Annotated in this window: 19 protein-coding genes and 1 tRNA gene; 11 read left to right on the forward strand and 9 right to left on the reverse strand. The window is 61.1% G+C overall.

Features of this window, described 5'->3' with window-relative positions; genetic code table 11:
- Positions 1 to 391 precede the first annotated feature (391 nt).
- Positions 392 to 703 carry an ETC complex I subunit gene (locus tag IEV82_RS12365; protein WP_188482331.1) on the forward strand — a complete coding sequence of 104 codons (312 nt, stop codon included), beginning with the start codon at positions 392 to 394 and terminating at the stop codon, positions 701 to 703.
- 141 nt (positions 704 to 844) lie between these two features.
- The gene (locus IEV82_RS12370) at positions 845 to 2,275 is read left to right on the forward strand and encodes a DUF6880 family protein (protein ID WP_188482332.1); all 1,431 of its coding nucleotides are present in this window, start codon (positions 845 to 847) and stop codon (positions 2,273 to 2,275) included.
- A gap of 298 nt (positions 2,276 to 2,573) precedes the next feature.
- Here IEV82_RS12370 and IEV82_RS12375 read toward each other — a convergent pair whose 3' ends face one another.
- From IEV82_RS12375 to IEV82_RS24005, 5 genes are all read right to left on the reverse strand, one after another.
- Positions 2,574 to 3,617, reverse strand: a complete 1,044-nt coding sequence (locus tag IEV82_RS12375) for an AI-2E family transporter (protein WP_188482333.1) — start codon at positions 3,615 to 3,617, stop codon at positions 2,574 to 2,576.
- Between the two features lie 107 nt (positions 3,618 to 3,724).
- On the reverse strand, positions 3,725 to 6,862 hold the full coding sequence (locus tag IEV82_RS12380) for an efflux RND transporter permease subunit (protein WP_188482334.1): 3,138 nt from the start codon (positions 6,860 to 6,862) through the stop codon (positions 3,725 to 3,727).
- Entirely contained in the window at positions 6,859 to 7,989 is a 1,131-nt protein-coding gene (locus IEV82_RS12385) for an efflux RND transporter periplasmic adaptor subunit (RefSeq protein ID WP_188482335.1), read from the reverse strand. Before IEV82_RS12385 ends, IEV82_RS12380 begins: the two co-directional genes overlap by 4 nt.
- A gap of 1 nt (position 7,990) precedes the next feature.
- The gene (locus tag IEV82_RS12390) at positions 7,991 to 8,722 is read right to left on the reverse strand and encodes a TetR/AcrR family transcriptional regulator (RefSeq protein WP_188482336.1); all 732 of its coding nucleotides are present in this window, start codon (positions 8,720 to 8,722) and stop codon (positions 7,991 to 7,993) included.
- 277 nt (positions 8,723 to 8,999) lie between these two features.
- A complete protein-coding gene (locus IEV82_RS24005; RefSeq protein ID WP_373285216.1) occupies positions 9,000 to 9,188 on the reverse strand; it encodes a hypothetical protein in 189 nt (62 codons plus the stop codon).
- A 220-nt stretch (positions 9,189 to 9,408) separates the two neighbouring features.
- Between IEV82_RS24005 and IEV82_RS12395 the strand changes: the two genes are divergently transcribed.
- From IEV82_RS12395 to IEV82_RS12425, 7 genes are all read left to right on the forward strand, one after another.
- The gene (locus tag IEV82_RS12395; RefSeq protein ID WP_188482337.1) at positions 9,409 to 10,458 is read left to right on the forward strand and encodes a dipeptidase; all 1,050 of its coding nucleotides are present in this window, start codon (positions 9,409 to 9,411) and stop codon (positions 10,456 to 10,458) included.
- A gap of 26 nt (positions 10,459 to 10,484) precedes the next feature.
- Positions 10,485 to 12,080, forward strand: coding sequence for an ABC transporter substrate-binding protein (locus IEV82_RS12400; RefSeq protein ID WP_188482338.1), 1,596 nt, complete (start codon positions 10,485 to 10,487; stop codon positions 12,078 to 12,080).
- Positions 12,081 to 13,142, forward strand: coding sequence for an ABC transporter permease (locus IEV82_RS12405; protein WP_188482339.1), 1,062 nt, complete (start codon positions 12,081 to 12,083; stop codon positions 13,140 to 13,142).
- On the forward strand, positions 13,139 to 14,053 hold the full coding sequence (locus IEV82_RS12410) for an ABC transporter permease (RefSeq protein WP_188482340.1): 915 nt from the start codon (positions 13,139 to 13,141) through the stop codon (positions 14,051 to 14,053). The genes IEV82_RS12405 and IEV82_RS12410 overlap by 4 nt, the downstream gene beginning before the upstream one ends.
- Positions 14,050 to 14,913, forward strand: a complete 864-nt coding sequence (locus IEV82_RS12415; protein ID WP_188482341.1) for an ABC transporter ATP-binding protein — start codon at positions 14,050 to 14,052, stop codon at positions 14,911 to 14,913. Before IEV82_RS12410 ends, IEV82_RS12415 begins: the two co-directional genes overlap by 4 nt.
- The gene (locus IEV82_RS12420; RefSeq protein ID WP_188482342.1) at positions 14,910 to 15,662 is read left to right on the forward strand and encodes an ABC transporter ATP-binding protein; all 753 of its coding nucleotides are present in this window, start codon (positions 14,910 to 14,912) and stop codon (positions 15,660 to 15,662) included. The genes IEV82_RS12415 and IEV82_RS12420 overlap by 4 nt, the downstream gene beginning before the upstream one ends.
- A 279-nt stretch (positions 15,663 to 15,941) precedes the next feature.
- A complete protein-coding gene (locus tag IEV82_RS12425; protein ID WP_188482343.1) occupies positions 15,942 to 16,154 on the forward strand; it encodes a hypothetical protein in 213 nt (70 codons plus the stop codon).
- Positions 16,155 to 16,253: 99 nt separating this feature from the next.
- On the opposite strand, the gene IEV82_RS12430 is transcribed toward IEV82_RS12425, so the two are convergent.
- Positions 16,254 to 19,631, reverse strand: a complete 3,378-nt coding sequence (locus IEV82_RS12430; protein WP_229747780.1) for a PAS domain S-box protein — start codon at positions 19,629 to 19,631, stop codon at positions 16,254 to 16,256.
- Positions 19,632 to 20,323: 692 nt separating this feature from the next.
- On the opposite strand from IEV82_RS12430, the gene IEV82_RS12435 reads away from it, so the two are divergent.
- Positions 20,324 to 20,800: a GNAT family N-acetyltransferase gene (locus tag IEV82_RS12435; protein ID WP_188482345.1), complete on the forward strand. Its 477-nt coding sequence runs from the start codon at positions 20,324 to 20,326 to the stop codon at positions 20,798 to 20,800.
- Between the two features lie 6 nt (positions 20,801 to 20,806).
- Here the strand turns inward: IEV82_RS12435 and IEV82_RS12440 are convergent, their stop codons facing one another.
- A complete protein-coding gene (locus IEV82_RS12440) occupies positions 20,807 to 21,316 on the reverse strand; it encodes a superoxide dismutase family protein (RefSeq protein ID WP_188482346.1) in 510 nt (169 codons plus the stop codon).
- Between the two features lie 107 nt (positions 21,317 to 21,423).
- Here IEV82_RS12440 and IEV82_RS12445 point away from each other — a divergent pair.
- Positions 21,424 to 21,500: transfer RNA gene (locus IEV82_RS12445), tRNA-Arg, on the forward strand.
- 92 nt (positions 21,501 to 21,592) lie between these two features.
- Here the strand turns inward: IEV82_RS12445 and IEV82_RS12450 are convergent.
- Positions 21,593 to 23,158 (reverse strand): cation:proton antiporter domain-containing protein, encoded by a 1,566-nt coding sequence (locus tag IEV82_RS12450; protein ID WP_188482347.1) that lies wholly within the window; start codon positions 23,156 to 23,158, stop codon positions 21,593 to 21,595.
- Between the two features lie 145 nt (positions 23,159 to 23,303).
- Positions 23,304 to 24,662: a GntP family permease gene (locus IEV82_RS12455; protein ID WP_188482348.1), complete on the reverse strand. Its 1,359-nt coding sequence runs from the start codon at positions 24,660 to 24,662 to the stop codon at positions 23,304 to 23,306.
- Positions 24,663 to 24,978 lie beyond the last annotated feature (316 nt).

The following is a 24,978-nucleotide window of genomic DNA, read 5'->3' on the forward strand; positions in this document are numbered from 1 at the left end:
GGTTGCTGCGCCAAGAGGTGCAGTCACAAGAGGGAAAGTCAAAATGGGCGGTCTGGGCCGTAAATGCAACCTTGGTCGTATATGTCTAAGTTTACACTATAGTGTCTTGAATTCATTACATTTCACCAATGCCGCATTTTTCGGCTTTGTGGGGTCGCGTGCAGCCACAGCTTTTTTTCTTCCAAAGCTGTACGAATTAAGTACCTTTGAGGGGCAAGCAGTTGGCTTCATTCGGTTTCGGGCGGCACACACCCACCCCTCGCTCCCCGCTTCTCGATGGCGAATAAGGCCCTGCTTGCACTGATCGTCCAAGCCCTGCGACACAATCGTGACCTTGCGGATCGGGTCGTTTTTGCGCATATCTGCACCACAGAGCAAAAAGGTGAGACCCATGCGCGCCCGGATTTATCAGCCGTCGAGAACCGCCATGTCCTCTGGCAGTGCTAAAACGCGCCACTGGATTCTGGAATTTGCGCCCGAAAGCCCGCGCGAGATTGATCCTTTGATGGGCTGGACGTCCTCCTCCGACACGCAAAGCCAGGTGCGGCTCAAGTTCGACACGCTGGATGCGGCCAAGGCTTATGCCAAGGACCACGGCATTGAAGTGATCCAGTTCGCGCCGAACAAGCGCAAACCGAATATCCGGGCCCGTGGCTACGCCGAGAATTTCGCCGTGGATCGCAAGGGTGCCTGGACACATTGATTGTGTAAATCGGGGCAAAGTTAGCACGGAATCGGCCAAAGATTTCGCGAAGCACTTAGGTTGAGCTAGATATGGGGCGCCCACTGGGCGCCTTTGCTATATGTAGGGTCTGGTCGAGAGTTGCGGCACAGGGGGACGGCAATGGCGGGAAAAGCTCTGAACAAGGCGAACTTGCTGACCCTCGGCGCGGATGTTCTCGCCGACCTGCTCTTGGAAACCGTCAAGGGCGATGCTGCCCGCCAGCGGCGCGTCCGCATGGCGCTTGCAGCGGATCAGGGACCCGAGACCATCGCCGCCGATGTGCGCAAACGGTTTGCGCAGGTCCGGCGGGGACGCAGTTACATCTCTCGCAAGTCACAAAAGACGCTGGCCAAGGAACTGTCCGACCTGACGCAGCTGATCGAAACGGGCATTGCACCCGACGCGCCCGATCTGGCGTTCGATCTGCTTTGGGCGCAGCTACATCTGGCGGCCGGTATTCATGAGCGCACAGACGACAGTTGGGGCACGATCGGCGACGCAATGCGCGACGCGATGGACGCGATCTCCCGTGTTGCGCCATCCATGACAAAAGACCCGAAGGGTCTGGCCGAAGACGTTTTCGAGGCGGTCTCGGTCGATGGCTACGGCGCGTTTGATCATGCCGTCCACGCCTTGGCAGAGGCGTTGGGAGACGACGGTCTGGCGCATCTCAAGGTACTGTCGGAGACCGCGCGGTCTGCGCCGCTGACCGAGGCCGATCTGATCTTGTATGAGTTCATCACCGACCCAGCACAACGCGAAGACCGCGCACGGGTCGCACGTGACCGGACCGTCGAGATGATCCTGCAGGATGTCGCCGATCTGCAAGGCGACGTGGACGCATGGCTGTCCCGATACACGCCCGAGCAACTGACCTTTCACACCATCGCCCCCGAGGCCGCGACACGCCTGCTGGCCGCCGGTCGCGCCGAAGAGGCGCTTCGGCTAGTCGAAGGTGCCCTGCCGAACGACTACTGGTTCGATACCGCCGATCTCGATGAAGCGCATTTCGCCTGTCTTGAGGCTTTGGGCCGCAAGGACGACCTGCGTGCAGCTCTGTGGGCGCGGTTCGAAAAGCGCCTTTGTCCGGACGCGCTGCGCCGGCACCTCAAGCTCCTGCCGGATTTCGAGGACATCGAAGCCGAAGACGCCGCCCGCCAGCATGTTTTGGCGTTTCCATCGGTGGATGCTGCCTTGGCCTATTGCCTGCAAATCCAGGACATGTCGCTGGCGGTCAAACTGATCATGGCGCGTCATATGGAGATCGACGGCGAGGCTTACGACATCCTGACGCCGCTGGCCGATGCTCTTGCCCTGACCCATCCCTTGGCAGCAGTCCTCCTCTGGCGGTCGATGATCGACTTCGCCCTGACCAAGGCCCGCTCAGGCCGCTACGGCCACGCCGCCCGCCACCTAGCGTCCTGCGCTTCAGTGGATATCTCGATACCGGACTATGAAGGGCACCCGACACATGAGGAATATCTCAACGCGTTGAAGGCAAGTCACGCGCGCAAGGCCTCGTTCTGGGAGCGCGTCGCGGATTTTGGGTGAACAAGTTTTAGTCTCTGGTCGCGGAGCGCGGGTTGGAAAGCGGGTGGATTCCGGAAGTTCGACGCAGGTCAATTCGCATGGCGCAGCGAGTGGGCCACCCGCTGCGTCGCGGCATGCCTGCACCGAGGCCAGACCGATGGAGCTCTGAGACCATCAACGCGCACCTTGTGTGTTCTTGGAAGACCGCGGCCGATGTCCTCGTCGCCCTCGATGTAGGTGCAGTCCAGCTGATTTGGGCGTGTGGACACCAGCACCGCCTGCGCACCAACGTCAAGATACAGCCTTCCCGCAATGCGCGTCAGGGTCGCAGTTGCCCTGCGCCGACAATCGTCTCGTCCTCACGCTCGAGGTAATCACCGACATATACTTCGCGGACCAGCGTCATCCCAACCGCGGCGAGCGGGGTAGCGAGAGCGAGGCCCAAGAGGCCAAAGAGCACGCCCAGCAGGAGCTGCATGGAAATTATGAGGACCGGAGACAATGACACCCGCTCCTGCTGAATCAACGGCGTGATGAAATAGCTCTCGAGCGTCTGCACTGACAGGTAGACGAGGATCACCAGAAGAACGGTAGTGCCTCCCTCCGGAAGAGCCAGAAGGATCGCAGGTACGGCGGCGAGTACCGGGCCGATGTTCGGGATGAAGGCCAGCAGAGCCGCGATGAGGCCAAGAATGAAGGCCAGTGGAATGCCGAGCAGCCAGAGACCAAACGAGGTGAGCAAGCCGACCACGCTCATCGCCATCAGCTGGGCGATCAGCCATTTCTGTACGGTCAACCCCGCCTTGCCGAGCACCTGGTTGCCCCGCTTGCGGATAGACGGCGCAAGGAGCGCGATGAGCCCGCGGCGGTAACAGTCAGGGTCAAGCGCGCCGTAAAGGCCGATGAACAGAATGATGATGAAGTTGCCGAGCGCGCCGAAGGTGCTGGTCACGGCAGTCGCGGCAGCCTTGCCGCCTTCACCCGACACCAGCCCTGCTGGATTTGCGCTCTCCAGAAGCCGCTCGCCCCACGCGAACTCCTCGATCCTCCCGCGCAACTCCTCGATCGCGGATGGGATCTCCTCGGTCAACTGGTTGAATTGCGAGACGGCCGCAGGTGCAAAAGCCATCACGGCTGCTGCGAGCACGCCGATCATCAGCAAGATGAAGATGCCGATGCCCCATCCCCGCGCCAATCCGACGTGCCGCGCAATGAAGGTGCCGCCGCCGTCGAGCAGGACCGCGATCAGCAAGCCTGCGAAGACAACCAGCAAGACGTCCGGCGCGATGATGAGCAGGAACAGGAGCGTGACGAGGATGACCACCAGCGAAACCGACCGCCGGCTGGGGTTGACTGAACTCATGCTTATCAACACTCAATCACGGGATCGGTTCCGTCTGCGGCTGGTTATGGCGGCTAGATCCCGTTCTGCCAAATGTCGCAGGATGAACGAACGCCCGCGATCCGAATTCAGGTTTTGGTCGGCTCCGGCACTGTGCTGACGAGCGGCAGGGACTCTTTTTGTCGTTTCTCGCCCAGCATCAGCATCGCAGGGGTCAGGATCAGGGTGAGCAATGTGGCGACCACCAGCCCGCCGACGATAGCACTGGAGAGTTCGGTCCAGTATTGCGTGGACGGCGCGCCGAAGACGATGTCGCGGGTGAAGAAGTTCAGGTTCGCACCCAGGACCATCGGCATGAGGCCGAGCGCCGTCGTGATGGATGTCAGCATGACGGGCCGCAGGCGTTGTGCGCCTGTGCGGAGCGCGGCCTCGCGCGCAGGCAAGCCTGATCGCTTCAGGTCGTTGTAGGTGTCGATCAGCACGATATTGTTGTTCACCACGATCCCCGCCAGCGCGATGACCCCGATGCCGCCCATCACGATGCCGAAGGGACGTCCTGTGATGATCAGGCCCAGCAGCACGCCCGCGATCGAGAAGACGATGGCGCTCATCACCACGAAGGCCTGGTAGAAATTGTTGAATTGCAGGACCAGGATGACGAGCATCAGGAAGATCGCGGCGGCGAAGGCGCCGGCGAGGAAGATCATGGTCTCCGCCTGATCTTCGGCCTCGCCCGCGAAACTGTAGCTAACGCCGTCGGGTAAGTCGGCCGCCTCCAGTGCGGATTGCAGCGCCGTGACCTGATCGTTGACCAGAAGGGGCGGCGCGACATTGGCCTCGACCGACACGACGCGGGCCTCGTCGATCCGGGTGATCGTGCCGGTGCGTTCGCTTGGCGCAAAGGTGACGAAGTTCGAGATTGGGACCAGCCCGGCGCTGGTCGGCACCCGCAGGTTGCCGAGCGCGGACAGCGATCGTTCCTCGGCCGGGAAGCGCACGCGGATGTCGAGCTCGCCATCTGCGTCGCTGGGGCGGTAATCGGCGACGGCGATGCCTTGAGTCAGAAGCTGCACGGCTTGGCCCAGCAGGCTGACATCCGCACCGTAGCGCGCGGCTTCGGCCCGGTTGACGAGAATCGAGACCTCGACGCCCGGAAGGGGGCGGGTGTCGGTGACATCGGTGAAGCCGCCGATGCGTTCCATGATCCCCAGCACCTGATCGACCGCTTCGGCCTGCACCGCCGGATTGCGCGCCGCGATTTGGAGGTTCACCGGCTTGCCGCTGGTCGGGCCGCCGCTTTCAGTCTGCACCTGCACGTCGATCCCGGCGATGTTGGACACGCTGTCCCGGATGTCGGCTCCGATCTGCGCGGCGGTCCGGCGCGTATCCCAGTCGATCAGCTCCAACTGCAAGGTGCCGATAATTTCCTCGTCGCCCTGTCCCGCGCTCATGGTCGAGCGGGCGTAGACGGTGGCAACTTCATCGAAACCAAGCAGACGCTCTTCGACCTGCCGCACCAGCGCGTCGCGCTCGTAGATCGAAAAGTTGTCGCGCGCGCGGACCTGCACCTGCATGAACTCGGGCTCGACGGACGGGAAGAACGTCACGCCCTTGCCAAGCTGGCCGTACAGGCCGAAGCCCCCCAACAGCAGCGCAAGCGCGAGCATGGCGGTAGCGCCAGGTCGCAGGATCGCCCATTCCAGCAGGCGCACGTAGGCGCCGGTCAATCCTCCGATCCTTCGTGGATCACCCGTTTCGGCCTCGTGCAGCGCACGCTTGGCTTTTGCGGTCTGCGGCTGTCGCTTGCCGATCAACCCGCCCAGAACGGGAATGAAGATCAGCGCCATGAAGAGAGACGCGAAGAGCGTCAGGATCACGGTGATCGGCAGGAACTTCATGAACTCGCCGACCATTCCGGTCCAGAATAGCAACGGGAAGAACACCGACAGGGTCGTGGCCGTGGACGAGATGATGGGCCATGACATCCGCTTGGCGGCAAAAGCGTAGGCGTCGCGCGGAGTTGCGCCTTCCTGCAAGCGCCGGTCGGCCAGTTCGGTCGTGACGATGGCGCCGTCCACCAGCATGCCGACCACCAGGATCAGGGAGAACAGCACGACGATGTTCATCGTGAAGCCCATGGCCCAGAGGGCTGTCACGCCCGCGAGGAACGCACCCGGTATGGCGAGACCAACCAGGATCGCCGAACGCACCCCCAGAGCGAAGATGATGACGATCATCACGAGAATCACGGCGGCAATCACGTTTGCCTCCAGGTCCGACAGCAGCGTTTCGACCTGTTCGGACTGGTCCTGAAGATACGTAACCTCGACGCTGTCGGGCCAGTCTGCGCGCAGGTCTTCCAACGCAGACTTGGCTCCGGCCACGGTGTCGATGATATTGGCGCCGGACCGTTTCTTGACCTCGAGCGCCAGCGCGGGCTGGCCCTCGATCCTTGCGAAGCCGGTCGGGTCCTGAAAGGCGCGCCGGATCGTTGCGACATCCTCGAACGTGACCACGGTGTCGCCACGCACCTTCACGGGGATGTCCATGACATCCTGAAGATCCTCGATCAGGCCAGGCACCTTGAGCACCACGCGCCCGCCACCAGTTTCGATGGCACCCGCGGCGATCAAGCGGTTATTGCGCTGGAGCTGGCCGATCAATTCGTCGAAGCTGAGGTTGTAGGTCTGGAACACCGTCGGGTCGATCAGCACTTCCAGGAATTCGTCACGCGACCCGCCGATATCTACCTCCAGCACGCCGGGAATGCCCTCTATGGCTTCCTGCGCATCGTCGGCAAGCGCGTTCAGCGTGCGCTCGGGTACGGGGCCCGACACGATGGCCGTGATGATCGGGAACAGTGCGGTGTTGATCTCGGTGATCGACAGGTCATAGGCGTCTTCGGGCAGATCGCCCTCGATCCGGTCGGCGGCCTCGCGCACCTTGTCGAGCGCCTCGTCGATGTCGCCGCCAGGCGTGAATTCGAGCTGGACGTTGGCATAGCCTTCGCCGGCGCTGCTGGTCATCTTGTCCAGCCCTGTCAGCGCCGCGAATTCCGTCTCCATCGGCTCGATCAACAGGCGTTCGGCATCGGTCGGGCTGATCCCTTCCAGTCCAGTCGAGACATAAACCAGCGGCAGAGGCACCTCTGGATTGGCCTCCTTCGGAATAGAGACATAGGCGACAGCCCCTACGCTCAGGATCATCAGAAGAGCCATCATCACGACACGGCTGCGTGAGAATGCGGCGTCGATGAGCGTGTTCATTGGTTCGTCTCCGTGACGTTGGACGCTTTTACAGGAGACGGTGCGACGATCTCGCCCGCGTTCACGAAGCCCTGGCCCACGGTGATGATCCGGGCAGTGTCGGGCAGACCGGTGACCCAGATACCATCGATTTCAGCGCGCACGATCTCGATCGGGGTGAAGACGACGCGATCCTCGGCGTCGACCGTCTTTACGCCCAAGCGACCCTCGGGCGAAAGCGAGACGGTCGAAGGTCGCACGAAATGCGCCTGCGCCTCACCCGTCGGGATACGGATCTCGGCCGAGATGCCCGCGGGGATCGCTCCGTCCTCGTTCGGCACGGCAATCTCGGCCAGGAACGTGCGCGTCTCGGCATTGGCCGACGTGCCGACGAAGCTGACTGTGCCCTCTCGTTCCTCTCCGGTGATGAAATTGATCGTCGCTGTCTGGCCGTTCTTGATCCGGTTCAGCGCTTGTTGCGGTACCTGAATGGCGACGGTCAGGGGGCGGTTGTCTACGATGCGTCCGACCTCGGCCCCAGCCTGCACGAACTCACCCGGATCAAGCGTCAGCGTCTCGACCCGCCCGGCGAAGGGGGCAATGATCTCCAAGGATTCCCGGCTTTCCTCTGCCCCTGCCATAGAAGCCTCGGCAGAAGCCAAATCGGCGCGCGCTTCGCTGACGCGGTCCGCCGTCGCGACGCCGCGTTCCAAAAGCTCCAATGCGTTATCGAATTCACGCTGCGCGCGGGCCAACTCTTCGCGGGCACGGGACAGGTCGGCCTCGGCGCGGGTTGTAGCCAATCGGGCGATCACGGCACCCTCGGGGACATCCTCGCCCTTCGATACCAGAACTTCGGCCACATCGCCGGACGCCTCGGCCCGGATCGACGTATCCCGATCCGGCTGAGCCTGTCCCTCGGCCTGAAAGTAAAGCGTCACCGGGTCGACGGACGATTGCTCGACGGCCACGGCGACCGCGGCGACACGCGGTTCCGAAACTTCCGTCGCGTCTTCGTCGCCCGACGGCAGAATATAGCCGCTGCCCATCCAGCCGACGATTGCAACTACCAACGCGCCCGCGATCCATGTCGCGCGTGATGCGCCCTTGTCGTCCTGAAAGGACAATGTTCCGGTCTCGTCTGTCATGTCATTGATCCTTGTGGCGGCACATCGCGTCCGCTTGTTCGTTGGCGCGATCGGGTGTCGTCAGGCCGATCAGCATCCGGCGATGATCCTGTGGGCTGGACAACAGAACGCTACCCTGCGGCAGACACAGCAGCCTGTCACAGATCGCCCCTTCTGCCCGCATCCGGTCGTCGAGAAGCCGCGCTGCCTCATCCAGATCGCCAGAGGACGCGCGAACGACTGCGTCTTCGAGAACTTGTCGCCGCCCATGCGACAGTCCGACGATCACCTCGGCCGTTACTCGGGTATCGGTCACGTCGAACGTGCCATCCTCGATGCCCTCGGCGACGAGGTCTTCCAGCACGGGCACGACCGCCACCGCCGTCGCGTCAAAAATGCGACGATACAGAATGTCGTTGCCGGGCTTCGCGAGAACGTTCGTGAAAAAGCGCATCTCGGCGGTATTCTCGGCCTTCCACGACACCGAACCCGCCATGAACGCGTTCAGCCTGGCCAAGGCATCCCCCGAAGCCTCGCGGCGAGCCGTCTCCGCTACGATGATCACCTGTTGGGTCATCCGGACGACGATACCGGTCAGCAGATCCTCCTTGGCCGTGAAGTGGTGATAGAAACCGCCCTTGGAGATCCCGGCCGCCTCCAGCACATCGGCAATCGTCACCGCTTCCCAGCCGCGTTCCATGAACAGAGCCTGAGCCGCATTGAGGATGGCCTCGCGGCGATCTTCAGGTGCCATCCTTTTCCGAGCCGCCTTCGACCCGTTGCCAAGTTCCATGGTGAAGTCCAATTACAAACCGTCGGTCGGTATGTAATTGGCGGCTTCAGAGATGGCAACACCCCAGTTGCGGTCCTCGGAAAACAGGACGGCAGGCAATCTTCCGAAGTATTGGCCGTGGCCGACAACCCAAGCACTGGATGGCATGGACCGGGGCTTTCGACACAACTCGGGTGAGGCGGACATGGGTGCAGCTGAATCGAAAGCCTGCTTTGTCCGCGATGTGTGAGTTCACCACCTACGAAATTTTGCGCGACAACGCAAAGGAGCGCGCAACCACCTGACGATGCCCTCTGTGGTAAAGCATGTCGATCTCGCCCGATTGCAGCGCGGTGAAACGTTCTGTGTTAGAGAGCGGCGTATGACGCACTGCGTCCGCGTCCTCGAGAACGGCTGCCGCGACGGCGCGCCACGTTTTGACCGACATCGACGCGCGTGCCTTGACATCACCGTTGGCCGGAATTCCGATTGCGGTGTGGTTCGACTTGGCCGAAGTTCAGGGAATGATCACTCTGACCCCGTCAACCTGACCCGCCTGAAACCGCGGCTTAACCGGATTTGTCCCGGCGCACCGACGCATGTGTCGCCATTCGGTTTGTCAGGTTATGTGCTCGTTTTTTCGGCGACCAACAGAAACTGGAGATACCATGACCGACTTTCCCGTCTTTGACGGCCATAATGACCTGGTCCTTCGCCTGCTGCGCGGGGACGTGACCGCTGACGCCGTGGCCACCGGACTTTCGGACGGGCATATCGACAAGCCACGTGCGCAGAAAGGCGGGTTCGGTGGCGGCATGTTCGCGATTTTCGTGCCCAGCCCCGGCGACAAGGCCGTGCGGCATGACGAGATGCGCAATCCGCCGTACGACATCGCCTTGCCAGACCAGGTCTCCGAGATAGAAGCGACCGACTGGACCGATCGCGGGTTCGACGCGATGGACGACCTGGAGGCAGCTGGAGCAATCCGCATTTGCCGAACCGCAACTGCGGTCGCGGCCGCACTGCCCGCCGAAGAAATGGCCGCCGTCATTCACATCGAAGGCGCCGAGGCGATCGACCGCGAATTTGCAAAGCTGAACACGTGGCACGCGCGCGGGCTGCGGTCGCTTGGCCCGGTCTGGAGCCGCGACACGGTCTGGGGGCATGGCGTGCCCTTTCGCTACCCCTCCGATCCCGACACGGGGCCGGGTCTGACGGACGCAGGCAAGGCGTTGATCCGCGAATGCAACCGGCTGAAAATCCTGGTCGACCTGTCCCACCTGAATGCCAAGGGGGTCGAGGACGTGGCCCGGATCACCGACGCGCCGCTGGTTGCGACACACTCCAACGCCTGGGCGGTCTGCCCGCATTCGCGCAACCTCACGGACCGGCAATTGGCGATGATCCGCGACAGCGATGGAATGGTCGGCATCAACTTCGCCAGCGCCTTCCTGCGGCCCGACGGGCGGATGGACTCCGAGTTTGAGCTTGACATCATGCTCCGACACTTCGACCATCTGGTCAGTAGCGTTGGTGAGGATCGGGTCGGCCTTGGGTCCGACTTTGACGGTGCGCTTGTCCCGGATCAGATCGGGGATTGCGCGGGTTTGCCCAAACTGCTCACCGCTTTGCGTTCTCATGGGGTGGACGACGGTCTTTTGGCCAAGATCACGCATGGGAACTGGCTGCGTGTCCTGCGGCAAACGTGGGGCGAATAAGAAAACCTGAAAGGGGACTTAACGCCATGAAAACATCATTCGTTGCAGCTGCGGTTGCGTCACTTCTTGCCGTTGGCATCGCCGCGCCCGGCGCTGCGCAAACACCGCCCAACATGCTGGTGATCGCCAATCGGATCGACGACATCAAGACCTTCGATCCAGCCGAAAGCTTTGAATTCGCAGGCGCCGATGTCAGCCGGAACGTCTACCAGAAGCTGGTCAACTTCGATCCGCTCGACCTCGATGCTGGCTACCAGCCGCAATTGGCCGAAAGCTGGGAAATCTCCGATGACGGCATGACCATCACTTTCACGTTGGCCGAGGGGCACACCTTCGCGTCCGGTAACCCGGTCACGGCCAAGGATGCCGAGTTCTCTCTGCGCCGCGCGGTGCAGTTGAACAAGACGCCGTCCTTCATCCTGACACAGTTCGGCTTCACGCCCGAAAACGTCGAGCAGACGATCGTCGCCCCCGATGACAAGACGCTGGTGCTGACGCTGGACAAACCCTACGCGGTGTCCTTCGTCCTCAACTGCCTGACCGCGACCATTGGTGGGGTCGTCGACATGGAAACCGTGATGGCCAACGCGGTCGATGGTGACATGGGGAACGCATGGCTGCGCACCAACACCGCGGGTTCGGGCCCCTACAAGGTGGTCGACTGGAAGCCGAGCGAAAGCGTGCTGATGGACCTCAACCCCAACTATGGCGGCGAAACCCCCGCGATGGAGCGGGTGATCGTGCAGCACATCCAGGAAAGTGCGACCCAGCGCCTACAGTTGGAACGTGGCGATATCGATGTGGCGCGCAACCTGTCGCCCGTCGACGTGGCGGGCCTGTCGGATGTCGACAGCGTCAAGATCGTCGATGAACTGCGTGGTCGCCTGATGTATTTCTCGGCCAACCAGAAGAACGAGATGCTGTCCGATCCCAAGGTGATCGAGGCGCTGAAATACGCCGCCGATTACGAAGGCATGTCCAACTCGTTCCTCAAGGGCCAGTATACCGTGCACCAGGCCTTCCTGCCGCGCACCTTCCTTGGCGCGCTGGGGGAAACACCGTTCTCCTACGACATGGACGCGGCAAAGGCGGCGCTGGCGGACTCGGGCTATCCCGACTGCGGTCCGATCCAGATCTCGGTCCGCGATGCGCAGGAACGCATGGACATCGCCCAGTCGCTTCAGAACACGTGGGGCCAGCTTGGCTGTGACATCGAACTGATCGTCGGCACCGGCGCGCAGACGCTGGACCGCTATCGCGCCCGCGAACACGACATCTATCTTGGCGCATGGGGCCCGGATTACCCCGACCCCAACACCAATGCGGGCACCTTCGCCTTCAACCCCGACAATTCGGACGAAGCGGGGGCCACCGGGCTTCTGGCATGGCGCAACGCCTGGGCCATCCCCGAGATGAGCGAAAAGACACTTGCCGCAGTGGTGGAAAACGACACCGAGACCCGTGCCGAGATGTACCGTGAACTTCAGCGCGAGCATCAACAGACAAGCCCGTTCGGTCTGATGTTCCAGCAGATCGAACAGAACGGCATGCAGTCGAGTGTCGAGAACTTCGTGGCCGGTGGTGCGACCACAGCTGTCTCCTACTGGGTCATCACCAAGTAGATGGCAGACCAGAACGTCAACCAGACAGGCGGGCGGCTCGGGCCGCCCGTCCCGATCTGGGTCAGGAAATCCCTGGCCACGGTCGCGACCGTGGCTGCGACGATCCTTGGCCTGCTGTTCGTGACCTTCATGATCGGTCGCGTGATGCCGATCGACCCTGTTCTGGCGGTGATCGGTGAACGGGCGACACAGGCACAATACGACCAGACCTTCATTGAGCTTGGATTGGATCAGCCGCTGCTGGTGCAATTCTGGATCTACGTCACCGATGTGTTGCAGGGCGATTTCGGCACATCCATCCGCACCGGGCAGGAAGTGACGACAGACATCGCCCGCGTATTCCCCGCGACGCTGGAGCTGGCGACGCTTGGCACACTGATCGGCGTTCTGCTGGGTGTGCCGCTGGGCGTGATCGCCGCCGTACGGCAAGGCAGCTGGATCGACCAGCTCGCGCGTTTTGTCGGGCTGATCGGCTATTCCATGCCGATCTTCTGGCTGGGCCTCGTGGGCCTTTTGATCTTCTACGGCATCCTTGGCTGGGTCGCCGGTCCGGGACGTTTGGGTATCTTCTATCAGGGTATCGTCGAACCCATCACCGGCATGATCCTGATCGACAGCGCGCTGCGCGGCGAATGGGCCGTGTTCCGCAACGCCTTCTCGCATATCATCTTGCCCGCATCGCTGCTGGGCTATTACAGCCTTGCCTATATCAGCCGCATGACCCGGTCCTTCATGCTGGAACAGCTTGGGTCGGAATACGTCACCACCGCGCGGGTCAAGGGGCTGAGTGAATGGCAGGTGGTCTGGGGCCACGCCTTCCGCAACATCCGCATCCAGCTGGTGACGGTCATCGCGCTGGCCTATGCCAACCTGCTCGAAGGGTCCGTCCTGACCGAGATCATCTTTGCCTGGCCGGGACTTGGCCAATACATCACCACCTCGCTTCTGGCGAATGACATGAATTCGGTGCTGGGCGGCACCATCGTGATCGGCACGATCTTCGTCGGCATCAACATCTTCTCCGACCTGCTTTACCGTTTCTTCGATCCGAGGTCCAAATGAGCACATCGCAAGGTTTGCGCGACTGGCTCCTGAGTGAAGAGCCGACCTCCCGCCGACAGGCGAAATACGCGTCTTGGTACAAGGGATGGCTGACGCTGCGGTCGAACACGCTGGCGATGCTGGGCCTGTTCGTGCTGACGTTCCTGATCCTCTGCGCCATCTTTGCGCCGTTTCTCGCGACGCATGATCCCTTTGCGCAGGATCTGGGGAACCGTCTTCTGGCGCCGGGTGAAGGCGGGCATCTCTTCGGCACCGACAGCCTTGGGCGGGACATCTATTCCCGGCTGCTCTATGGCGCGCGGATCTCGATCTACATCGTGCTGCTGGTCGTGATGGTCGCGCCCCTGGTGGGGCTGATCGTGGGCACGGTGTCGGGCTACGCGGGCGGCTGGATCGACATTGTGCTGATGCGTATCACCGACATCTTCCTGGCCTTCCCGCGCCTGATCCTCGCGCTGGCCTTTGTGGCCGCACTTGGTGCGGGGATCGAAAACGCGGTGCTTGCGATCTCGCTCACCGCGTGGCCGCCCTATGCGCGGATCGCGCGGGCCGAAACCCTGACCATTCGCAATTCGGACTATATCCACGCGATCAAGCTTCAGGGTGCGGGGCCGTTCCGCATCGTCACGAAACATATCTGGCCGCTCTGCATCTCGTCACTGGTGATCCGCGTGACGCTGGACATGGCGGGCATCATCCTGACGGCGGCGGGGCTGGGCTTTCTTGGCCTTGGCGCGCAACCGCCCAGCCCTGAATGGGGCGCGATGATCTCGGACGGGCGTCAGTACATCCTGGATTACTGGTGGGTCGCCACGATCCCCGGCATCGCGATCTTTGCCATCAGCCTCGCGTTCAACCTGCTGGGCGACGGCATGCGCGACGTCCTTGACCCGAAAGAGGACAATTCATGACCGACGCGCCGCTTCTGGATGTGGAAAACCTCTGGGTGAAGTTCCGCACGCGCAGCGGTGTCTTTGACGCGGTGCGCGGGATTTCGTTCACGTTGGGCAAGGAACGGCTTGGCATCGTGGGTGAAAGCGGTTCCGGCAAGTCGATGACCGGCCGTGCCGTGCTGCGCTTGATCCGGCCACCGGGCTTCATCGAGGCTGACAGGTTGGACGTGCATGGCGAAGACATCCTGTCACTGCCGGAAAAGCGCATGCGCAAGCTGCGCGGTGGGCGGGTGTCGATGATCATGCAGGACCCGAAATTTTCGCTCAACCCGGTGATGACCGTGGGCCAGCAACTGGTCGAGGCGTTGCGCGCGCATGAAAACGTGTCGCGCAGCCAGGCCCGCCAGCGTGCGCTGGAGGTGCTCGACGAAGTGGCAATCCGTGATCCCAAGCGGGTGATCGACCTCTATCCGCACGAGGTGTCGGGTGGCATGGGGCAGCGCATCATGATCGCCATGATGCTGCTGCCGAATCCGGAAATCCTGATCGCCGATGAACCCACCTCGGCGCTGGATGTGTCGGTGCAGCTTCAGGTGCTCGACATCGTCGACAAATTGGTCCGCGACCGTGGCATGGGGCTCATGTTCATCAGCCACGACCTCAACCTCGTGGCCAAGTTCTGCGACCGCATCATCATCATGTATGCCGGTCGCATCGTCGAGACCTGCAAGGCCAGTGAATTGCGCAACGCGCAACACCCCTACACGTTGGGCCTGCTCAATTCCGTGCCCGACCTCGAACACCCGCGCGACCACCTCGAGGTGCTCAAGCGTGATCCGGCGTGGCGCGAGGCTCCCTCCGTGAGTGCCCGTCAATGAATGCTGTCACGGTCAAGAACCTCAACGTCTGGTTCGGCGCAGGCGCGGATCGCTCCTTTGCGGTGCGCGACGTGAATTTCGACGTGGCCAATGGCGAAAGCTTCGGGCTTGTGGGCGAAAGCGGGTCGGGCAAATCGACGATTCTGCGCGCTATTGCCGGTCTGGTTCCCACATGGTCGGGCGAAATGACGGTTGCGGGCGAAACCCTTGGTCCGAAGCGCAGCAAGTCCTTTTACAGCAAGGTACAGATGGTCTTTCAGGACCCCTACGCGTCGCTGCATCCGCGCCAGACGGTGGACCGTGTGTTGTCCGAAGCGATGAGCCTGCACGGTGTTCAGAACGTCGACACCCGCATCGCGCAATTGCTGGATGACGTGGGCCTTGGTACCGGCTTCCGGTTTCGCTATCCGCACCAGCTTTCGGGTGGTCAACGCCAGCGCGTCGCCATTGCCCGGTCGCTGGCCTGCGGCCCGTCGATCCTGCTCCTGGACGAGCCGACCTCGGCGCTGGACGTGTCGGTGCAGGCGGAAATCCTGAACCTGCTGGTCGATCTGCGCCGCGAACACAAGCTGACTTATATCATGGTCTCGCATGATCTGGGTGTCGTCGGTCATCTGTGCGAACGCATCGGCGTGATGAAGGAAGGCCGCTTCGAAGAAGTCCTGACCGTCGAGGACATGCGCCGTTCCAAGGCAGAATCGCCCTACACGCGGCACCTTCTGGAAAGCTCGATCAATTCGATCCGGTGAACAAGCACGGGCCGAAGGCCGGGCAGGACGCTGAGTCGGTGAGCGTGCCATTCCACTCGATCTGTGCACGGGGTGTTCGTGCGACGAGAGAGCTTGCTGCGTATTGCGGTCATTTGGCCTGCTATCCTGCGGCCCTGAAGAAGAACAATCCGCGCCGCCGCCATTCGGCACTGGGCTTTACAAGCCCGGTCGCCTTGGAACGGAAAGTGGAAGGAACGAAAACCTGGACGGCACGAAAACGCAACAGTCCCACAACGCGTCATCGCAAGATCGCCAAGCGTGCTCAGCTCCTTCGCGCTGGAGAAGCGAGGGGAGGATCTGTTCTTCATCCACTCTGGCCTGTTGCGAGACTACTTCAGCGATCCCGCGGCCAATGGCGAGGAGCGCACCGGCCAGTTCTTTGACGAGGGCAGCATTGTCACGGACGCCGCTTCCTTCATCTCAACCGGCACAAATCCCATGCCATCCAGATTGGGCAACGCGTATGAATGACGCGCCGGGGCTCCGCAGGGGTGGCGGTTTCCAACGACATGATGGCTCGATGCATGTTCCGCTCGGCAATTCTGCTCAAGAGCTTTCGAACGCTGTTGGTCAGATATCCAAGACCTCCCGAACCTTCGCGGCGAGTTCGGACCGGCGGTAGGGTTTGCCCAGAAAGTTGACATCGGAGTCCAGCCGTCCGTGGTGCACAATCGCATTTTCCGAATAGCCCGACGTGAAAAGAACCTTGAGGTCCGGATGGATCACACGGGCGGCGTCGGCAATCTGACGTCCATTCATTCCGCCGGGCAGGATCACATCGGTCAAAAGCAAGTCGATATCCGTTCTCGCACGCAGGATGTCCAGCGCCGGGGGGCCGGCCGACGCCGTAATAACCCGGTACCCCAGCCCGGTCAGTTGCGCCATCAACTGCTGCAAGATCAGGACGTCGTCCTCGATCACCAGAATGGTCTCCTGCCCATGTTGCAAGGGCCGGTCTTGCGATGTGGCGCCTTGCTCTTCCCGGTCCCCGACATACCGGGGGAAATACAGTTTGACGGTCGTGCCTTCGTTCACTTCGGAATAGATCCGGATATGACCGCCGGTCTGTTTGACGAAGCCGTGCACCATGCTCAAGCCAAGCCCCGTTCCCTGGCCAACAGCTTTCGTCGTGAAGAACGGCTGGAAGACCTGGGTGATCTGATCCTTGGGAATGCCATGCCCGGTGTCACTGACCGCAATGACGATGTAGTGCCCGGCAGGCACATCGGGTTCGCTCGAGACATAGGCTTCGTCGAGAACCACATTCGCTGTCTCGATGGTCAATGACCCGCCACCCTGCATCGCATCGCGCGCATTGATCGCAAGGTTCAGAATGGCGGCTTCGGCCTGAGAAAGATCGATCTCTGTCAGCCATATATCATTGGCGAGGTCGATCTCGATGTCGATATTCTCACCCAAGGTCCGGCGCAGAATGTCCTCGAAGTCGGTAATCACGGCGTTGACGTCAAGCACCTGAGGTTGAAGCATCTGTTTGCGCGAGAACGCCAGCAGCCGATTGGTCAGTTCAGCCGCGCGATCCGTCGCAACAGCGCTCGCGTCGGCAAACCGCCGCAGTGGACTGTCTTGTTCAAGACTGTCCCGAAGCATTTCCGTATTGCCCATGATGATCGTCAGCAGGTTGTTGAAGTCATGGGCAACACCGCCTGTCAGTTGACCCACGGCCTCCAGTTTTTGGGACTGGCGCAGGCGCTCCTCCATGTCCAGACGATCCGAGATATCCGCCATGCTTCCAATGACCCTGACGATACGACCTTCATTATCGCGGATCGGAAAGGCATGGTCTTCCACATGCGCCCAACTGCCATCGGCCCGTCGAAAAACATACCGCTCGTGGGATGCGTCGATCTCACCCAGAAGCAGCTTCTCGAAGTTCTCGTCGAGACGCGCCTGATCGTCTGGGTGCACGTTTTCCCGCCACAGGGTCGGCTCTTTGGCTGCGGGATCGGGATGATGGCCGAATTGCTGCGCCATTCCATCGCTCCACCACCAGCGCCCTTCGGCGATGTCCCAGTCCCAAACGGTGTTTTCGGTTGCGTCGGCGATCAGGCGAAACCGTGCCTCTGAGACGCGCAATGCGTCCTCGCCGCGCTTGCGATCGGTTATGTCGCGCTGCACCGCGACGAAATGCGTGACCTGTCCTTCCCCATTTTCAAGCGGCACGATGTCGAGTTCGAGCCAGTATTCCTGGCCGGTCTTCGTGTAGTTGATCAATTCGGCGCGCACCGGTGAATGGGTCTCGAAGGCTTTTTGAATCCTCTCCAGTTCGGATCGCTGGGTCTTCGGTCCTTGCAGCATGCTCGGAGTTTGACCGATGGCCTCGTCGCGCGTGAACCCGGTCATGCGTTCGAAAGCATCGTTGACGTAGACGATTTTGGCGTTGCCCAACGCGTCTTGTGTGACGGTTTCCGTGATGATGACGATATCGCTGATCTGCTCCACGGCCGCCTCGAGCAACCGCAACTGTTCGGTCTGGCGACATTCTTGGGTGATGTCGGAAAAATAGACCGCCAACCCGTCTGGTGTCGGATGCGCGCTGATCCGAAACGAGCGCTCAAAGGGGGCATAGAATTGTTCGAACCGAACAGTCTGTCCGCTATCGAAGGCGCGGGCATATTCGCTTTCGGCAATGCTGCCCGCAAGCTCGGGAAATGCATCGATGACCCGACGGCCGATCAACTCACTCCGTGAGTGTCTCATGAGTTCTTCGGCCTTGGAATTGAGATAGGTATACCGCCAGTCCCGGTCGAGCGTGAAAAAGGCATCGCCGATGTTCTCCAGCGTCTCGGCCAGACGCCTGCTCAGCTCATAAGCTTCCCGTCGGGCGCTCGTCAACTCGGTGATGTCCTGCATCGCGCCTTGCACGGCAACGATCTGGCCCGTGTCATCTTTCACAGGCACGCCGATGGAGCGAACCTGAACGCGATTTCCTTTTGCGGTGATCAGATCGCGGATGTCATCAAACGGAATGCCGTGTTCGACGCAGTCCTGAAAGACCTTCCGCGCCGAGTCGCGTTCTTCAGGTGCAAAATAATCGGCGCCATCCTTGAGTGTCGGGGGCGTTCCAGGCGGAAGTTCGTGAATGGCTGCGACGCCGTCCGTCCACATGACCTTTTCACTGGCGAGATCAACACGCCATCCACCCAGCTTGACCGCCCGGCCTGCAATCGCCAGTAGCATTTCGGATTGCTCAGCCCGATTGCGCACGGTCACCAGTTCGGAAATGTCCTGAAAAGACCCCTGAAGGATGACGACCCTGCCGGACTCGTCGTACTCCGCCTCCCCGGTACATCGCACCCAAAGCTTCCGCCCCTTGGCGGTGACGATCTGCAAGGTGTCGTCCCACGGTGTGCCATGGTCAAGGCACGCCCGGAAATGCGCCGTGACACGCTCGCGGTGTTCCGGAATGTAATAGGCAATGCCGTCAGCAATCGCTGGAGAGAACCCGTCAGGCTCATCGTGAATGCGGGCGGTCTCGGTAGACCATTCCACCCGGTCTCTTTTGACGCAATAGCGCCAGGCCCCGAACTTTGCCGAATGACCCGCGATCTCGAGCATCCGTTTCGCCCGCGCAAGGGCCGCTTCAGACGCGATCCTTTCCGTCACATCCCGCGCCGCGATCAGCTCCGCACGATGCCCATCGTGGTCGATGGTGTGGCTGGTGATGTCGACATGGATGATCTCGCCCGACTTCAGCCGGTGCCGCCAGACCCCGGCTTCGTCTCGGCCTTCGGTGACAGCCGCGACATTGGCAACCAAGGCGGACTTGTCTTCGCTCGGGCGGATATCGGCGATGGTCATCGCAAGAAATTCGTCGTGGGAATACCCGTATTTTGCGACGGCGGCCTTGTTGACAGCCAGAAAGCGCAGCGTGTCCAGATCGTAGACCCACATCGGGTCCGGGTGTGACAGGAACAGGATGTCAGTCACTGTATTCAATTCTTCACCCTTTCGCGAAGCGGAGCCTCCAGAGGCGGTTGAGCCTAAAGCTGATCGCAAAATGATACTGTGAAACTGACACTAAAGCTGAACTTGAAAGCTTGCCGACTTCGACGGTGGCTTTCGGGTCAGGCTAACACCTTAGGTTGTTATTGCTTATATATAGCATGAAAAAAAACTTGCAATCTGCCGGGCGACGCACTCCCTGCTCTTGGCTGCAAGCCGCAGAGAATACAAAGATTTAGTGGTATCTGGTTGAGGCTTTGCGCCGACAATGTCGATGACTGCCAATTTGCGCGCGGTCGTCCGTCGCTCAGCCCCGAATGCGAAATCGCGGCTCGGCATGCGGCGGGGTCTCGCTGGCGCGGGCAGTCTCGACGTCCTCCGCAAATGGGCCATGATGCAGTGGCCCGCTGCTGGTTCCCTGGACACTTGGTCAGGTTTCCATAGCTCGGTCATCGAATCCCATGGGGCTTTGGTAGCCCAGCTTGGACTGGCGTCACCTCGGATTGAAGAGGCGCTCCCGGTCACAAGTCAGGCTTCTGGGAGCGGGTGGGGTAGGGATCAACCCATGCCGGAACAGTCAACCGGCCAGATCAAGAGCTTTACTCAAGGCTCAGGTTTCGTACAGTCAAGCGGTTGATTTTGATGTCGAACACGAAGCGATGCGGAAAGTGCTCAGCATGACTTTACCAAAAACCCGGTTCCGCATTGACCCGGTCGTCGCGCCGACATGGGACGTGGCCGAACTGGTCACCCGTCATTTTGAGATGATGCAGGCGCAGACGCCTTCGGAAAGCTGCCACGTGATGAGCGCCGATGACCTCTTCGCTACAGGGGCCAAGGTCTACGCCCTGCGCGAGGATGAGGTGATTCTCGGAATAGCGGCTTTCAAGCCGCTGGAGGCAGGGCATTGCGAGTTGAAATCCATGCACACCCGCGCCGAAGCGCGGGGCAAGGGCGTCGGCGCGGCGCTTGTGCAGCATATCCTTGCCGAAGCTGCGGGGCTCGCCATCTCCCGCGTCAGCCTCGAAACCGGATCGGAAGAGCCGTTTGCGCCTGCTCGCAGGCTCTACGAACGCCACGGCTTTTCCTACTGCGCGCCGTTCGCCGACTATGTCGATGATCCGCTGAGCGTGTTCATGACGCGCCAAGTCTAGGCAACCTTAATCCACCGATTGGACAAACACGCCGCAGGCGATGCGATCCCCGGCGTCTCCGGCCGGTTGGGTTTCGTAATCGTCTGCGCCTTCATGCATGACGAATGCCGATCCGTCTTCGTCAAGAATCATGTCCACCATCACCAGATGCGGATTGAAGAATTGCGCATTGATGATGCCGTCATCCTGAACGATCACATTGGGCAAATCGCCCGGATGCGGTCCACCCTCGGCATCGATTCCGTGCGGCCGGTCACCGGCAATATGCCCCCCAGCCGACGTGAAATCCTCGGCCGAGCAATCGCCGGTCTCGTGCAGATGCACGGCATGTTCACCTTCGGGAATGTCGTTCAGCGCGATGGTGACCAGCGCGGTGCCGGAGGCGCGGGCGCTGACGGACACAGTGCCGATCGAGTCACCGTCGCGATTGACGACATCCGCCGCGGCGATGTCCTGTGCGGCGACGGGTAGGGCGGGCAGCACGGTCGAGGCGGCGATGACAAGGGTGCGTAACATGAGAGTCTCCTTTTGGTGGCGTCAGTGCCATCAAAACGCCGCGCCGCCGCCGCCTGTTCCAATCACCCTTTGACGACCCGTGCGACCTGTCGTAATCGGTGACCAGCGGTCCCGTAGCTCAACTGGATAGAGCACCTGACTTCTAATCAGGATGTTGGGGGTTCGAGTCCTCCCGGGATCGCCAGTTTGGCAAAAAGCTTCGAAATCAAATCGAGATGCACTTTGTCGTACCTCGGAAAAACCGATGGGCGGGCGCGAGCCTGTTTCAGCAGCGCTTCAATGCGCCTGGTCCGGTGAATTCCTGACCATCGCTTCTGCTGTTTGCTCGGCAAGGCTGATCCCGGCCTGGTTCATGGTCAGATAGGTGTAGTCGGCGCCGGCTTCCCGGATTTGGTCCTGGTGCGCCTCATGCAGGGCATGCGCGACAATGGGTCCGGTAAAGCCACGTTGCCGCAAGGAGCGGGCCGCGATCAACTTGGCCTCCAGATCGTCCATCGCGAGGATCGCGGCTTTCACCTGGCCAAGGTTGCAACTGCGCCAGAAATTGCTGTCTTCGGCATCCGCGAAGAGGACATTGCGTCCTGCCTCGTGATGAGCCCTGGCCTTATAGGTGTCGGCATCCAGACCAAGCGCCTTGAGCCCTTGTTCCTCGATGACCCTGTAGGCTGCGCTTCCCGTGCGCCCCATTCCAAAGATCAACACATCCGCATCGCCCATGTTTTTGGGCTGTTCATCGGGGTGGATCGTGTCCCGTTCATACTGGCGGAGCTTGTCTTCGAGGCGTTCGTAGATGGGATGTGCGTAGCGGTTCAGAGGGGCCGAGATCACGAAAGAGATCGACACCGCAATCGCCAGCGGCACGAGGAACTCAGGCAGAACACCCGCCGCCACGATCAGGCCAAACTCGGAATAGGCCGTCAGGCTGAGCGCAGTCAGGAATGCGCTGCGCGCGCGCAGCTTGAACGCCACCATGAGTGCAAAGAACAGCACCCCCTTCAGGGCGAGTGCGATGCCGACTGCCACTGCAAAGACCATCGCACCCCAATCGGGCAGGCCCGTCAGGCCGATTTGCAGAAAGAACCCGACAAGGAAAATCTCCTTGAGCGACCAAAGCGAGGCACCGAGCTCCTTGGCTCGTGTGTGGGTCGACAACAGAACGCCCATCACCAAGGCACCGATTTCCGACGACAGCCCCATCGCCTCGAATCCCATGCCACCGATGACCAGCGACAACAGCATGCCCATCAGAACAAGCAATTCATCATGTCCGGCGAAATCCAGAAGCCGGTGGAGCACCGGGCGCAACAAGGGCACGCCGAAGATCAGAAGCGCCCAGATGTTGGGTGTCTGGCCCGACCAGACGGCCAGCACCACCAGCGCGACGATGTCCTGCACAATCAGGATGCCAATCGCGGTGCGGCCATGAAATGTGCCCAGTTCCCGTTTGGTTTCCAGTAATTTGGCAGCCAGCACGGTGGAGGAAAAGGACAAGGCGATCGCGAGAAGAAGCGCAGTGCTCCAGTCGAGCCCCATGAACAGCTTGAGCCCCGGCATGAACACAGCCACCGAAATGGCGAAGTGCACCAAGGCACCGCCGATAACCTGCGGTTGGGCGATCTGTGCAAGCTTGAGCTTCAGGCCAACCGTGAACAGCAAAAGCAGCACACCGAGATGCGCCACATGCCCCAAGGTTTCGCCGGTATATTCCGGCATCCCCAGCGTGGGGCCGGCGATGTTGATGGCAAAGCCTGCAGCCAGAAAGCCAACCAGCGGGGGCAAGCCGATCTGCCGGACAACCAACCCGAAAAAGAAGGCAAAACTGATGGTGATGACTTCAAACAAAACGCGTTATTCCCCTTTAGTCGACCTGACCTTACTCTTGCGCATCTTGTTTGTGGAAACCACAAGCTTGGTTGCATACATGTCGACAAAGGGAAAATAGGGCGCGTTGGTCTCCTGGGTCACCAGCTCGGCCAGAACGTGCGCATCAAAAGCTGCCGAGCAGCATTCCGAGGCCGATGATGAGGGCGCAGGCTATCGTCGGGATGACAACAGCGACGACAAAGATGTCCCCATAAGCCTCACGGTGGGTCATGCCGCAAATTGCCAGAAGCGTTATGACCGCTCCATTGTGGGGCAGGGTATCGAGGCCGCCGGTCGCAACGGCAACGACGCGGTGCAAAAGTTCCGGGCTGACCCCTTGCGCCACGGCCTGCGCGCTCAGCGAAGGACCCAGCACATCAAGTGCGATCGACATGCCGCCCGAGGCGGAGCCGGTGATTCCGGCCAATGCTCCGGCTGACAAGGCCGCAGACAGCACGACATCACCGCCAGAAACCCCTTCAAGCCATATCTTCAACAGTTCAAAACCGGGCAGGGTGGCGATCACGGCACCGAAACCCACAAGGCTGGCGGTATTGAACAATGGCAGCAGCGCGGACTCGGCACCGGCGTTCAGGACCTGCTTCATCTGTGGCGGGCGGCTCAGGACCAGAGCCAGCGCCAATGCGACGGCGAGCGCGGTGATCACCGACCACACTCCTTGCACCCGAGACAGGTCCGTCGCGCCATATTCGGGGTCCGCAAGGTATGCGGTGTCCAACGATGGCAGGATCAAATTGCCCATCACCAGCGTGACCACGCCAACCGAAAGGATCGGCACCAGCGCGACCCAGAGCGGCAACGCCTCGCCGGGCGGTGCAGCCTCCTGTTGCATGAGCCCGGCATCACCAGCCATCGTGCGTGCTCGTATCTGCAACCAGGCGAGCCCTAAACCGAGCATGACGGTGCCTGCAATCAGCCCGAGGCCCGGTGCTGCAAAAGGTGTCGTGCCGAAGGTCGCCATCGGGATCGCGTTCTGGATCGACGGGGTGCCGGGAAGCGCCGTCATGGTGAACGTGAAGGCCCCAAGCGCGATCGTCGCGGGGATCAGTCGCGCAGGTAGCCCGGTTTGCGCGAACAGCGCCCGCGCAAGCGGCCATGCCGCGAATGCCACCACGAAAAGGGACACGCCACCATAGGTGAGCAGCGCACAGGCAAGGACAATGGCGAGGATCGCCTTGCTCGATCCGAGTGCAGATGCAATGCCAGAAGCCAGTCGCGAGGCTGCACCAGACGACTCCATGACTTTGCCGAACAGCGCACCCAGCAGGAACAGGGGAAAGAAGGCAACGATGAAGCCCCCCGTCGCCTGCATGAAAACCTGCGTGTAGCCTGCAAGGACAGGAACACCAGAAACGACCGCCGCAAGCATTGCCAGCACGGGCGCAAGAACAATGACGGACATGCCGCGCCAGGCGCCTGCGATCAGAAGCGCCAAGGCGGCCATGATAAGCAGAACACTCATGTGGCCTCTCTTGCTGCAGCGCAGCATAGGCTGACTCATGCCAAAGGTCGAGCGGCAGAAAAGCTGACAGTCACAGATATTTTCCGAACATGCCCGGCTGACCAGCCTTGCCCACAGCAAGTGTCTTTGAAAAAGTCACCGACAACGCGGGGATCATTTGGACCTGTCGCGGTTTTGTGCAGCTTGTCGTAGTTGCCGTTCCGACGTCGGACAGGGTTGCTGAAGTCGTTTCTTCAGTCCGCCGTGGCCATGGCTGAGGAAAACGGGGCTCCGCCAACGCGACGTTCTGGGCCCGCCATTCTCGAGAAGCAACTGA

The sequence above is a fragment of the Marivita lacus genome, assembly GCF_014637725.1.
Lineage (GTDB): Bacteria > Pseudomonadota > Alphaproteobacteria > Rhodobacterales > Rhodobacteraceae > Marivita > Marivita lacus.

Excerpts from the sequence above, each read along its gene's own strand:
- IEV82_RS12420 (WP_188482342.1), top strand. The coding sequence starts at position 14,910 with ATGAATGCTGTCACGGTCAAGAACCTCAACGTCTGGTTCGGCGCAGGC.
- IEV82_RS12380 (WP_188482334.1), bottom strand. The coding sequence starts at position 6,862 with ATGAACACGCTCATCGACGCCGCATTCTCACGCAGCCGTGTCGTGATG.
- IEV82_RS12415 (WP_188482341.1), top strand. The coding sequence starts at position 14,050 with ATGACCGACGCGCCGCTTCTGGATGTGGAAAACCTCTGGGTGAAGTTC.
- IEV82_RS12435 (WP_188482345.1), top strand. The coding sequence starts at position 20,324 with ATGACTTTACCAAAAACCCGGTTCCGCATTGACCCGGTCGTCGCGCCG.
- IEV82_RS12390 (WP_188482336.1), bottom strand. The coding sequence starts at position 8,722 with ATGGCACCTGAAGATCGCCGCGAGGCCATCCTCAATGCGGCTCAGGCT.
- IEV82_RS12455 (WP_188482348.1), bottom strand. The coding sequence starts at position 24,662 with ATGAGTGTTCTGCTTATCATGGCCGCCTTGGCGCTTCTGATCGCAGGC.
- IEV82_RS12370 (WP_188482332.1), top strand. The coding sequence starts at position 845 with ATGGCGGGAAAAGCTCTGAACAAGGCGAACTTGCTGACCCTCGGCGCG.
- IEV82_RS12400 (WP_188482338.1), top strand. The coding sequence starts at position 10,485 with ATGAAAACATCATTCGTTGCAGCTGCGGTTGCGTCACTTCTTGCCGTT.
- IEV82_RS12405 (WP_188482339.1), top strand. The coding sequence starts at position 12,081 with ATGGCAGACCAGAACGTCAACCAGACAGGCGGGCGGCTCGGGCCGCCC.
- IEV82_RS24005 (WP_373285216.1), bottom strand. The coding sequence starts at position 9,188 with ATGTCGGTCAAAACGTGGCGCGCCGTCGCGGCAGCCGTTCTCGAGGAC.
- IEV82_RS12440 (WP_188482346.1), bottom strand. The coding sequence starts at position 21,316 with ATGTTACGCACCCTTGTCATCGCCGCCTCGACCGTGCTGCCCGCCCTA.
- IEV82_RS12410 (WP_188482340.1), top strand. The coding sequence starts at position 13,139 with ATGAGCACATCGCAAGGTTTGCGCGACTGGCTCCTGAGTGAAGAGCCG.
- IEV82_RS12385 (WP_188482335.1), bottom strand. The coding sequence starts at position 7,989 with ATGACAGACGAGACCGGAACATTGTCCTTTCAGGACGACAAGGGCGCA.
- IEV82_RS12365 (WP_188482331.1), top strand. The coding sequence starts at position 392 with ATGCGCGCCCGGATTTATCAGCCGTCGAGAACCGCCATGTCCTCTGGC.
- IEV82_RS12395 (WP_188482337.1), top strand. The coding sequence starts at position 9,409 with ATGACCGACTTTCCCGTCTTTGACGGCCATAATGACCTGGTCCTTCGC.
- IEV82_RS12375 (WP_188482333.1), bottom strand. The coding sequence starts at position 3,617 with ATGAGTTCAGTCAACCCCAGCCGGCGGTCGGTTTCGCTGGTGGTCATC.